The organism is Micromonospora sp. NPDC000207, from assembly GCF_040300925.1.
GTDB lineage: Bacteria > Actinomycetota > Actinomycetes > Mycobacteriales > Micromonosporaceae > Micromonospora.
This window is the reverse complement of record NZ_JBEPEQ010000145.1, coordinates 1-11639: the sequence shown is the minus strand read 5'-3', so window position 1 is coordinate 11639 and position 11639 is coordinate 1. Positions and strand designations below refer to the sequence as shown.

General features: G+C 73.7%; 11 protein-coding genes. 8 read left to right on the top strand and 3 right to left on the bottom strand.

Going from position 1 to position 11639, the window contains the following annotated elements:
- Together ABT336_RS24755 and ABT336_RS24750 are read right to left on the bottom strand one after the other, a co-directional pair.
- The coding region (locus ABT336_RS24755; RefSeq protein ID WP_350899561.1) for a hypothetical protein at window positions 1-407 on the bottom strand (407 nt) is incomplete at its 3' end.
- Entirely contained in the window at window positions 404-946 is a 543-nt protein-coding gene (locus ABT336_RS24750) for an RNA polymerase sigma factor (RefSeq protein ID WP_350899559.1), read from the bottom strand. The genes ABT336_RS24750 and ABT336_RS24755, both read right to left, overlap by 4 nt.
- A 251-nt stretch (window positions 947-1197) precedes the next feature.
- Between ABT336_RS24750 and ssb the strand changes: the two genes are divergently transcribed.
- The 3 genes from ssb (at window position 1198) to ABT336_RS24735 (ending at window position 4824) form a co-directional block, all read left to right on the top strand.
- Window positions 1198-2079, top strand: coding sequence for a single-stranded DNA-binding protein (gene ssb / locus ABT336_RS24745; RefSeq protein WP_350899567.1), 882 nt, complete (start codon window positions 1198-1200; stop codon window positions 2077-2079).
- A gap of 157 nt (window positions 2080-2236) precedes the next feature.
- Window positions 2237-3280, top strand: a complete 1044-nt coding sequence (locus tag ABT336_RS24740; RefSeq protein ID WP_502891259.1) for a cobalamin biosynthesis protein — start codon at window positions 2237-2239, stop codon at window positions 3278-3280.
- The gene (locus tag ABT336_RS24735; protein WP_350899557.1) at window positions 3277-4824 is read left to right on the top strand and encodes a cobyric acid synthase; all 1548 of its coding nucleotides are present in this window, start codon (window positions 3277-3279) and stop codon (window positions 4822-4824) included. The genes ABT336_RS24740 and ABT336_RS24735 overlap by 4 nt, the downstream gene beginning before the upstream one ends.
- A gap of 360 nt (window positions 4825-5184) precedes the next feature.
- On the opposite strand, the gene ABT336_RS24730 is transcribed toward ABT336_RS24735, so the two are convergent.
- The gene (locus ABT336_RS24730; RefSeq protein ID WP_350899555.1) at window positions 5185-5586 is read right to left on the bottom strand and encodes a rhodanese-like domain-containing protein; all 402 of its coding nucleotides are present in this window, start codon (window positions 5584-5586) and stop codon (window positions 5185-5187) included.
- A 231-nt stretch (window positions 5587-5817) separates the two neighbouring features.
- Between ABT336_RS24730 and ABT336_RS24725 the strand changes: the two genes are divergently transcribed.
- The 5 genes from ABT336_RS24725 (at window position 5818) to ABT336_RS24705 (ending at window position 11514) form a co-directional block, all read left to right on the top strand.
- Window positions 5818-6441, top strand: coding sequence for a uridine kinase family protein (locus ABT336_RS24725; protein WP_502891258.1), 624 nt, complete (start codon window positions 5818-5820; stop codon window positions 6439-6441).
- A 227-nt stretch (window positions 6442-6668) separates the two neighbouring features.
- A complete protein-coding gene (locus ABT336_RS24720; RefSeq protein ID WP_350899551.1) occupies window positions 6669-7793 on the top strand; it encodes a M48 family metallopeptidase in 1125 nt (374 codons plus the stop codon).
- A 36-nt stretch (window positions 7794-7829) separates the two neighbouring features.
- Window positions 7830-9188: a dipeptidase gene (locus ABT336_RS24715; RefSeq protein WP_350899563.1), complete on the top strand. Its 1359-nt coding sequence runs from the start codon at window positions 7830-7832 to the stop codon at window positions 9186-9188.
- A 62-nt stretch (window positions 9189-9250) separates the two neighbouring features.
- Window positions 9251-9457, top strand: coding sequence for a hypothetical protein (locus ABT336_RS24710; RefSeq protein WP_350899549.1), 207 nt, complete (start codon window positions 9251-9253; stop codon window positions 9455-9457).
- 248 nt (window positions 9458-9705) lie between these two features.
- Window positions 9706-11514, top strand: a complete 1809-nt coding sequence (locus ABT336_RS24705; RefSeq protein ID WP_350899547.1) for an ATP-dependent DNA ligase — start codon at window positions 9706-9708, stop codon at window positions 11512-11514.
- The last annotated feature ends 125 nt before the right edge of the window (window positions 11515-11639 follow it).

The window sequence follows — 11639 nt, the reverse complement described above, 5'->3', positions numbered from 1 at the left end:
CGGACCAGCGCCACGGCGGCGGCGGCCACGAGGACCGTCCCCACCCCGACGGCGGTCACCACCGCCCCTGTTCCGGCCTGGGTGGCGGCCACCGCCACCGTGGCTCCGCCGACAGACACGCTCGCGGTCAGCGCGAGAGCGGCGGCGATGACCCGGTCGGCGGCGAAGAGCGGTCGCCGGGCCAGCGCCCACCCGGCGACGCCGGCCCAGGCCAGGCCGAGGAGCATCACCGCGGCGAAGGCCAGTCGGGTACGCACCGGCAGCGGACCCGGTTCGGTGGCCCACAGCGCGCCCACCAGGACGGTCATGGCGAGGCCGCCGAGACCGGCGACGACGTGGCCGATCCGTCGGGTCAGGCTCACGTCCCGCAGGACGTCCTGCGGGGTGTATCCGGGACGATCGGTCATGACTGGTACCCCTTCTCGACGAGGTTCTCGCGCAGCATCCGGCGGGCGCGGTGCAGCCGGGACTTGGCAGTGCCCGGGGGAACCTGCAACACCTGGGCACAGTCGGCGAGCGGAAAGTCGAGCAGGTAGAACAGGACGAGGACGTCCCGTTCCCGGGGCGGCAGCCCCGCCAGCCCCTCGTCCACCTCCCGCCGGTCGAGGACCGTTGACACCTCGTCCGGTACGGCGTCGAACGTGGTCTCGTCGGCCTCGACCTCGGCCCGGCCGTACCGGTCGCGGAGGTGGTCGAGCACCGTACGCCGGGCGATGGTGAACAGCCAGGGCGCGAACCGTTCCGGCTCCCGGAGCCGGGGCAGCGCCTTCAACACCGCAGCCCAGGCCTCCTGGCTGACGTCGTCGGTCGCCCTCGGACGCCCGAGTAGTCGGTGCACGTACCGCCAGAGGGGCTCGTGCCACCGGTCGACCAACTCGCCCAGCGACCCTCGGTCACCGAGCTGTGCCCGTACGACGAGCAGCGCGTCACTGGTGTCCTGCCGCACATCGTCTCCCCTCGACTCGATCCGTCATGTTCGAACAGTCGTCGAGGAGGCGGCCGAGGTTCACGGGCCGACGGATCCCGTTCCGACCAGCGGATCCGTGGCGGCTAGCAGAACGATCCATGATCAGGGGGTTTTCCACAGGGCGGCCCGTCGTCCACAGGTCGAGGTCGGCGTGGTGGTGGCACCCGGGCACAGCGGCCAGTCTCGGCCCTGAGTCGACTCGCCCTGACCGCCCTTCCCGTGGAGAGATGATGAACGACACTCATGTAACGATCATCGGTAACGTCCTGACGGCACCGCAGTGGCGGCGTACGGCCCAGAGCGGGACCCTGGTCGCCAACTTCAAGGTCGCCTCGACCGCCCGCCGACTCGACAAGGACAGCGGACGCTGGGTCGACGGCAACAGCCTGCGTGTCCGGGTCAACTGCTGGCGCAAGCTGGCCGAGGGGGTGGCCGCCTCGGTGATGGTCGGCGACCCGGTGGTGGTGGCCGGGCGGCTCTACACCCGGGACTGGACCGACGAGGCAGGCAACCACCGCACGCTCTACGAGTTGGAGGCCGTGGCGGTCGGCCACGACCTGGCCCGGGGTCGGAGCCGGTTCGTCCGTAACCGGCCGACGATGACGACCAGCTCGGTGGCGGATGCCGAGACGGAGAACCGGGTGCACGGCGAACCGACCCGACCGGTGCCGGACGAGCAGGCCCCGACGACCCTCGACGACCGTCCGTACGACGAGGAGTTCGAGCTGCCCAGCCTGGCCGGGGTCGGCCGAGGCCCGTCGCCGCTGGACCTGCCGCCGCACCCCGACTTCGGGCGGTCCCGCGCCGCCCTCGACCCGGCGGAGGAGGACCTCTCCCCGGTCGGCTCCGACGATGACGACGAGGACCTCGACGACAGCGACCACCTCGCCGGGACCGAGCAGGCCGACGCGGATTCGATCATCGCCACGATCACCGACGCGGAACCCGTCGCCGGGCTGTCGGGCGCGGACCCGACGCCTTCGGAGCCGTCGCACCTCGGGCTGTCGGACCTCCGGCTGTCGGGCGTCGAGCAGTCGGCCGGTGAGCAGCAGGAGACGCCCGCCGCCGAGGGCAGCCGACGCAGGCGGGCCCGGGCGACGGCACGAGCCTGACCGGGCGGCGGCGCGCGCTGACGATCCGGCGGCGGCGTGCGCTGACCGGGCGGTGACCGGGCGGTGACCGTCGTCGCCTCCGGGGTGTGGTGACGGATGACGAGCCTGCCGGGTGTTGGTGTCACCCGGTTAGGCTGCGGGCCGGAGGGGGTGCGGGGTGCGGCAGCAGTTGGCGGTGGCGACGACGGTGGGCCTGGCGGCCGGGTACGCCCTGGACGCCCTGGTCGGTGATCCGCGACGGTGGCACCCGGTGGCCGGGTTCGGCCTGGCCGCCGACGCCCTCGAACGGCGCACCTACCGACCGGATGCGACGGCCGGTGCGGTGTTCACCGGTCTGGCGGTGGCGGGCCCGGTCCTGCTCGGGACGGCGGCCACCGTGCTCACCCGGAATCGGCCGGTGGCTCGGGCGGTGCTGGTCACCGCCGGGACCTGGACAGTGCTCGGCGGCCGCACCCTGCGTCGGGAGTCGGTGGTGATGGGCAAGGCCCTGCGTCGGGGTGACCTGCCCGCCGCCCGCAACCGGTTGGGGCACCTCTGCGGTCGGGATCCCGCCCTGCTCGACGAGGCCGAACTGGCGAGGGCCACCGTCGAGTCGGTCGCCGAGAACACCTCCGACGCCGTCGTCGCCCCGCTGTTCTGGGGAGCGGTCGCCGGACTGCCAGGTCTGCTCGGCTATCGGGCGGCGAACACCCTCGACGCGATGGTCGGGCACCGGTCGCCGCGCTACGCCCGGTTCGGCACCCCGGCGGCCCGCCTCGACGACCTGCTCAACCTGGCGCCTGCTCGGCTGACCGGGCTGCTGACCGTGGTGGTCGCCCCGGTGGCCCACGGCGACCGGGGTCGGGCCTGGCGGGTGTGGCGGCGGGACCGCAACGACCATCCCAGCCCCAACGCCGGTCAGTGCGAGGCGGCGATGGCCGGGGCGCTCGGCGTCCGGCTGGGGGGCCGGAACGTGTACTCCGGCCGGACCGAGGCCCGCCCGTTCCTCGGTGACGGGCCCCGACCCGAGGCGCGGCACCTGAAGCGGGCCGCCCGGATCTCCGGTGCGGTCGGCCTCGCCGCTCTCGGGGCGGCAGCCCTCTACCCGGTCACCGTCGGCCGGGCGGTCACCGTTCTCGGCCGGTACGCCTGGAACCGGTCCGCCCCCCGCCGGACCACCTGGTCCGACAGCCTGCGGCGTGGGCCGGGTCGACGCGGGTGAGCGGCGGGCTGCTCGTCGCCGGCACCACCTCCGACGCGGGCAAGAGCGTGGTGACTGCCGGGATCTGCCGGTGGCTGCACCGGCGCGGGGTGAAGGTGGCCCCGTTCAAGGCACAGAACATGTCGAACAACTCGGCGGTCGTGGTCGGAGCCGACGGGTCCGGTGGCGAGATCGGGCGGGCGCAGGCGATGCAGGCCGCCGCCTGCGGGGTCGCCCCGGACCTGCGGTTCAACCCGGTGCTGCTCAAACCCGGCAGTGACCTGGCCAGTCAGGTGGTGCTGTTGGGCGAGCCCGTCGACACCGTCACCGCCGACAACTTCGGCAGCCTCCGGCCCCGGCTCGCCGAGACCGCCTGGGCGGCCCTGGACGAGCTGCGGACCGCGTACGACGTGGTGATCTGCGAGGGGGCCGGGAGCCCTGCGGAGATCAACCTACGGGCCGGGGACTACGTGAACATGGGGCTGGCCCGGCACGCCGGTCTGCCCACAGTCGTGGTGGGCGACATCGACCGGGGCGGTGTCTTCGCCGCCATGTTCGGCACCGTCGCGTTGCTCGAACCGGCCGACCAGGCGCTCGTCGCCGGATTCGTGATCAACAAGTTCCGGGGGGACCTCGGGCTGCTCCAGCCCGGGCTGGACATGCTGCACCGGGTCACCGGCCGCCCCACGTACGGTGTGCTTCCCTGGCACCTGGACCTCTGGTTGGACGCCGAGGACTCCCTCGCCTACGGCCGGGTGCTCGGACGGCCCGCCGCCCCCCGTGGCACCGAGTGGCTGGACGTCGCAGTGGTCCGGCTGCCCCGGATCAGCAACGCCACCGACGTCGAGGCGCTCGCCACCGAGCCCGGGGTACGCGTCCGGCTCACAGTGGAACCGGCCGAACTGGCCGCCGCCGACCTGGTCGTCCTGCCCGGCTCCAAGTCGACAGTCGCCGACCTGGCCTGGCTCCGGGAGACCGGCCTCGCCGACGCTGTCGACGCCCACGTGGCGGCGGGTCGGCCCCTGCTCGGCATCTGCGGCGGCTTCCAGATGCTCGGCGACGCCCTCCACGATCCGGTGGAGAGCCGGCAGGGCAGCGTACCTGGGTTGGGACTACTCGCCGTCGAGGTCACCTTCGACCCGGTGAAGACCGTCCGCCGCTCGGTCGGCACCGCCGCCGCCGACCCTGGTGTCCCCGTCCACGGCTACGAGATCCACCACGGGCGGGTCACCGCCGCCGACCCGGCGCTACCACCCCTGCTCAGGTACGCCGACGGCACCGGCGAGGGAGCGGTACGCGGCCCCGTGTCGGGCACCCACTGGCACGGGGCCTTCGAGTCGGACGAGTTCCGCCGCCGGTTCCTCGTCGACGTCGCCCGGCAGGCGGGCCGCAGCGGCTTCCGCCCCGCCCCGGACACCTCCTTCGCCGCAGCCCGGGAACGTTCACTGGACCTGCTCGGCGACCTGGTGGAGGAACACCTCGACACCGCCGCACTCTGGCAGCTCATCGAGTCCGGCCCCCCGACCGACCGCCCCTTCGTCGCCCCCGGTGCCCCGCCCCCCTGACCTCCGCCTACGTGTCGCACGGGGTCCCGCCTCCTGACGGCCTGCCCCGCCCACGTGCACCCCGGCCAACGCGTGCTCCGCTGACGGATGCCCTGTCGAAGCCTCGCCCTCCCGCGACGAGGATCTTTGTGGAAATTGCCCGTTTAGGGGCCAAGTTCCACCAAGACCTGTCGGGACGGGGCCTACGCGGCAGTGGGGTCGGGGCCTTTGCGCGAGATGTGTCGGGATGGGGCCCTGCGAGGTGGTGGGGCTGGCACCGTGCGAGATCTGTCGGGACGGGGCCTTCGAAATGGCGGAGTGCGGGCCTTTCGGAGGTGGCGGAGGGAGGGTCCTTCGGAAGTGGCCAGGGTCGGGGGCGGGTCAGTAGCGGATGTCGGCGGGGTTGTCGGAGAGGGGCAGCCCGGCGGCGAGCCAACCCTGTACCCCACCGATCATGTCGGTGGCCCGGTGCAGGCCGAGGGCGCGCAGCCCGGCGGCGGCCAGGCTGGAGCTGTAACCCTGACGGCAGACCGTGACGATCATGCGGTCGTACCCGGTGGCCTCGGGGATGCGCCAGGCGCTGGCCGGGTCGAGCCGCCACTCCAGGACCGTCCGGTCGACGACGATCGCGCCGGGGAGGTTCCCCTGTGCACGCCGCTGCCCGTCGGTCCGGGTGTCGATCAGGAGCGCACCGGCCCGGACCGCCTCGACGGCCTGGTGCGGAGTGAGCCGGCGCATCCCGGCACGGGCCTGTTCCAGCAGGGCGTCCACGCCCGGACTCATCACGTCATGCGGCACCACTCGATGATGCCGCTCCCGGCCCTGTCGCAGGTCGGGAACAGCCCGCTCAGCTTCCGCGATCACGCGAACGGGGACGCGATCACGCGAACGGGGACGCGATCACGCGAACGGGGACGCGATCACGCGAACGGGGACGGGGACGTCGGTGACACCGACAGATCTTGGAAGACCGGGTGCCAATCCGGGGTTCGACGGGGCCCTACCGTTGCAGAGGTGACTGTGGCAGTGGTCGAGGCGTACGCCGATCTGGCGCAGCGGGTGCTGGCCGGGCCGGCACTGTTGGGGCGTACCCGACTGGTGGCGGTGGACGGGCCCAGCGGCGCGGGAAAGAGCGTGTTCGCGGCGGGGCTCGCGGAGGCCCTGGCCCCTCGCCTCGGCGGCGACCGGCCGCCGGTGGTGCACACCGACGACCTGCTCGACGGCTGGGCCGACCAGGTGACCTTCTGGCCTCGACTGGAGGCGACGGTGCTGGCGCCCCTGCGGGCGGGCCGACCGGGGGAGTACCGCCGGTACAGCTGGGTGCGCCGGGAGTTCCTGCCTCGGCCGGTGCCGGTGCCGGTGGCACCGGTGCTGCTGGTCGAGGGGGTCAGCGCGGCGCGGCGGGTCGTCGCGCCGGAGGTCACCCTCGCCGTCTTCGTCACCGCGCCGGCCGGGCTCCGGTCGACCCGGGCGGTGGCTCGGGACGGCCCGGGGATCCTGCCCGAGCTGCGGGCCTGGCATGCGGGGGAGGCGGCGCACTTCGCCGGGGACGGTACCGAGCAGCGGGCCGACCTGCTGGTCGACGGGGCACCGGGGTTCCCCCACGACCTCCGGCGGTACTACGTCCGTCGCCGGTGACCGGCGGGGTGCAGCCGTCGACGGCCCCTGGCCGCTCAGACGTCGGGCGGCCTGCGCAGCGGCCGACGGGGTGACTGCGCCGTCGCCCGTGACCGGCCCGAGCAGCAGGCCCGGACGGGTCCGCCGAATGGACGCTGTGGCCCAGGTAGGGCACGATGCGGTACAAGGACGGCCGCGCCGGCCCGCCGGGGTGAGCCACAGCCACCGATCGAGCGGGGGAGTCCACAATGGCACCCGGAGACGCGCCGGCGCGACGCCGGATCGCACTGACCGGAATCAGCTCACGAGCCTGGGAGCACCCGGCCGACCGGGGTGCCCTGGTCGCGCTGCGGGAGCTGCGTGGCTTCGACGACGTGGTCAAGTCGTTCTTCGGGGTGTGGAACGAACGCGGGTTCCGCCTGTCGTACCTGGCCACCGGGATCCGGGTGGACCACCGGCAGTTCCCCGCCGTCCACCAGCGGTACGCCGAGGCGGCCGCCGCGCTGGACGTACCGGAGCTGCCCGAGCTGTTCGTGACCCAGTCGCCGTGGCTGAACGCGGAGGCGATCGGGCTGGAACGGCCGTTCATCGTGGTCAGCTCGGCCTGCGTTCAGCAACTCGACCCCGACGAGCTGCGCTGCCTGCTCGGTCACGAGCTGGGACACGTGGGCAGCGGGCACGCCGTCTACAAGACGATCCTGGCGATCCTCACCCGGTGGGCGGCCAACCTGAACTGGCTGCCGGTGGGGGCGGTGGCGCTTCGGGCGATCATGGCGGCGATGCTTGAGTGGTGGCGTCGGGCGGAGCTCTCCGCCGACCGGGCCGGTCTGCTCGCCGGACAGGACCCGGCCGCCGCTCTGCGGCTGCTGATGAAGCTCGCCGGGGGCGGTGACCTGTCCCAGATCGACACGACGGCGTTCCTTGAGCAGGCCGCCGAGTACGAGGGCGGTGGCGACCTGCGCGACAGTCTGCACAAGCTGCGGATGACGGCGGGGAGCACCCATCCGGTGCCGGTGGCCCGGGCGGCGCAGCTGCGGCAGTGGGTCGACTCCGGGGCGTACGGGCGGGTGTTGGCCGGGGAGTACCCGCGCCGGGCCGACGACTCCACGGCCCGGGTCTCGGAGGAGATCAAGGCGGCGGCGCAGGCGTACCGGGAGGAGTTCGCCCGCTCGACGGACCCGCTTGTCGGTCTGCTGCGACGGGTCGGTGAGGGCGCCGACGACCTGGGGTCGTGGGTGGGGGGCGCTGCCGACCGGGCGCGATCCTGGCGGGACGCGGCGAGTGCGGCCACCGACGCGCAGCGGTCCGGCGGGTGGCCGGGGGACGGCCGCAACGGCTCCGGCGGGGAGGGATCGCAGCGGCCGACCGGGTGAGGTCGGCCTACGATCTCGGCCATGACCACTGCCACCATGTCCGACGCCGAGGTACGCGCCGCCGTCGAGCGGGAGCTGCCCGGCGTCCGGGCCGACCTCGAACGCCTCGTCCGCATCCCGGGTGTCGCCTTCGACGGCTTCGACCACTCCCACGTGGAACGTTCCGCCGACGCGGTGGCCGAGTTGTTGCGCGGTTGCGACCTCCGGGTGCGGATCGTGCGCTCCGGCGGCCAACCGGCGGTGATCGGGACCCGTCCGGCCCCGCCCGGTGCCCCGACGGTGATGCTGTACGCGCACCACGACGTCCAGCCGGTCGGGGACCGCGCCCGGTGGGAGTCGGACCCGTTCGAGCCGGTCGAGCGCGACGGCCGGCTCTACGGGCGGGGTGCCGCCGACGACAAGGCCGGGATCATGGCGCACGTCGCGGCGTTGCGCGCCTTCGGCGAAGCCCTTCCGGTCGGGGTTGTCCTCTTCGTCGAGGGGGAGGAGGAGTACGGCTCCGAGTCGTTGGAGCGGCTCCTCGCCGAGCACCGGGACCTGCTCGCCGCCGACGTGATCGTCATCGCCGACTCGGTCAACTGGGACGTCGGGGTGCCGGCGTTGACCACCTCGCTGCGCGGGATCGTCAACTGCTTCGTGGAGATCCGTACCCTCGACCAGGCGGTGCACAGCGGCATGTTCGGCGGGGCCGTGCCGGACGCGTTGACCACCCTGGTCCGGTTGCTGGCCACCCTGCACGACGACGCCGGTGACGTCGCCGTCGAGGGGCTCTCCGTCGGGGTCGGCGCTGCCGTGGACTACCCGCAGGAGCGGTTCCGGGCCGAGGCCGGGCTGGTCGACGGCGTGCAGCTGATCGGCACAGGGCGGATCACCGACCGGATCTGGACCCGACCGGCCGTGTCGGTGATCGGCATCGACGCCCCACCCACCGCCGAGGCACCCAACGCCCTGGTGCCCGCGGCCCGGGCCAAGATCAGCGTACGGCTCGCTCCGGGGGACGATCCGAAGCGGGCGTACCGGGCGTTGCGGGAGCACCTGGAGCGGCACCTGCCCTGGGGTGCCCGCCTCGACGTGGTGGCCGAACAGGCCGGGGACCCGTGTGCGATCGACGCCTCCGGTCCGGCCTTCGACGCGGCCCGGTCGGCGTTCCGTACCGCCTGGGACGGCACCGACGCCGTCGACATCGGTATCGGTGGTTCGATCCCGTTCATCGCCACCTTCCGGGAGATGTTCCCGCAGGCGGCGATCCTGGTGACCGGGGTGGAGGACCCGCACTCCCGGGCGCACGGCCCGAACGAGAGCCTGCACCTGGGGGAGTTCGCCAGGGTCTGCCTCGCGGAGGCGCTGCTGCTGTCCCGGCTGGCCGCCGGGACGGGTTCGGTGTCGGAATCGTAACGACCACCCCGACGTGCGGCTTTACGGCGTGTCGCGGTCCCGGATGGACTAGGGTTTCGAACATGAGTACGAACGAGGTGATGGTGCGGCTGGAAGCCGCCGTCAGTGCTCTGGGGGACGTCTCCGTCTCCGCGTGGCCGGAGGCCACGCTCAGGGAACAGCTCGGGGAGCTCTCCACCGCCCTTGTCGCGCTGGACGCGTCGCTGTCCCGGGTCGCCGACGAGGTCCGCGCCCGGGGTCTGCGCATCGAGGAGCCCGTCTCCGCCTGACCGGGCCTGCGCCCCGCCGGGGATCGGAGAACCGGGGACCGGAGACGAGAGTGGGCCCGGGTCGGTGGCGGCAAACACCGGCCCGGGCCACTCTGCACCGATCCGACGCGGGTCCGCACCGGCTCGACGCGGGCATTGCTCGATCCCGTGCGGGTCTGCACCGGCCTTACGCCGGGGCTGCACCGATCCGTTGCGGGTAAACCCCGACAACGGCCGGCATCGGCGGCGTCGACTGGCAGGATGAACCCGTGCGGTTCATCGACCTGGCAGCCACCTCCGCCGCCGTGACGGCCACCAGCGGCCGACGGGCCAAGGTGGAGTTGCTGGCGGCGACGTTGCGGGACCTGGCCCCGGCGGAGGTGCCGGCCGGTGCCGGTTACCTCGCCGGGGAGCTGCGGCAGCGACAGACCGGGGTGGGCTGGGCGAGTCTGCGGGACCTGCCGCCCCCGGCCGCCGAACCGACCCTCACCGTGATCGAGGTCGACGCCCTGGTCGACGAGATCGCCGACGTGCACGGCAGCGGCTCGCAGGCCCGACGTCGGGCCCTCCTCGGTCGGCTCTTCGCCGCCGCCACCGCCGACGAGCAGCGGATGCTTGTCGGGCTCTTCAGCGGTGAGCTGCGCCAGGGTGCCCAGTCGGGGCTGCTCGCCGAGGCGGTGGCCCGCGCTGCGGGGGTCCCGGTGGCCGACGTCCGACGGGCGCTGCTGCTCGCCGGTGACCTGCGAACCGTGGCGGTGGCCGCGTTGACCGGCGGAGCCGGGGCACTGGCCGGGTTCAGTCTGCGGGTGGGCCGTCCGCTGGCCCCGATGCTGGCCCAGAGCGCCCCGTCGGTGGACGCCGCGCTCGCCTCGACGGGGACCCCGGCGGTGGTCGACGTCAAGCTCGACGGGATCCGGGTCCAGGTGCACCGGTCCGGGTCCGAGATCGCGGTCTTCACCCGCAGCCTCGACGACATCACCGCCCGGGTGCCCGAGGTGGTCGCCGCCGTCCGGGCGCTCCCCGCCCGGGAGATCGTCCTAGACGGTGAGGCGATCGGCCTCGACGAGACGGGTCGGCCACTGCCGTTCCAGCAGACCTCCAGCCGGGCCGCCCGACGCGCCACCGCCGTCCCCTCCCCGGCCGTCGACGGCGACGCGCCCCGGACCGGCGACCCGGCCCAGGCCGACCCGGCCCAGGCCGACCCGGCCCAGAGCGGCGACCCGGGCCTGGCCGGTGACGCGGACCTCGCCGGTGACATGGACCTCGCCGGTGATCCGGACCTGGCCCCGGCCGACCGGGTGGACCTGACGGAAGCCGGATCGTCACCGGCGGACGAGCCGGGCACCGGATCGCACGCCGCCGGTGCGGCACAGGTCGCACCGGCGGTGCGGTCCGCCGCCGCCAGCAGCGGGACGACGGTGTTGACGCCGTACTTCTTCGACCTGTTGCACCTCGACGGGGAGGACCTCATCGACCGTCCGGCGCGGGAACGCTGGTCGGCCCTCACCGCCGCCGTCGACCCGGCCCTGCTGGTCGGCCGACTCACAGTCGAGGATCCCGAACAGGCGGGTCTGGCCTTCGCCGCAGCGATCGACGCCGGGCAGGAGGGGGTCGTGGTCAAGGCACCCGACGCCCCGTACGAGGCCGGTCGGCGGGGAGCCTCCTGGATCAAGGTCAAGCCCCGGCACACCCTCGACCTGGTGGTGCTGGCCGTGGAGTGGGGCAGCGGTCGACGCAAGGGGTGGCTGTCCAACCTGCACCTGGGTGCCCGGGACCCGCACGGCGGTGACTTCGTCATGCTCGGCAAGACCTTCAAGGGGCTCACCGACGAGATGCTGCGGTGGCAGACCGAGCGGTTCCTCGCCCTCGCCGTCGAGCACGGCGACTGGGTGGTACGGGTCCATCCCGAGCAGGTGGTCGAGGTGGCCTTCGACGGGGTGCAGACCAGCTCCCGGTATCCCGGTGGGATGGCCCTGCGGTTCGCCCGGGTGCTGCGCTACCGGACCGACAAGTCGGCAGCCGAGGCGGACACCGTCGACACGGTACGGGCGATCCACGCCGGGCGCCCCGCCGCCTGAGCCCCGATCACCCTCCGGCCGTCGACCCCGCAGCCCGATCCGTAGGACGGGAGTCGGTTTCGGCGGCCCGGTCGGCGGGGCGAAGGTCGGGTTCGGCGGCCCGGTCGGTCGGGCGGGGGTCGGGT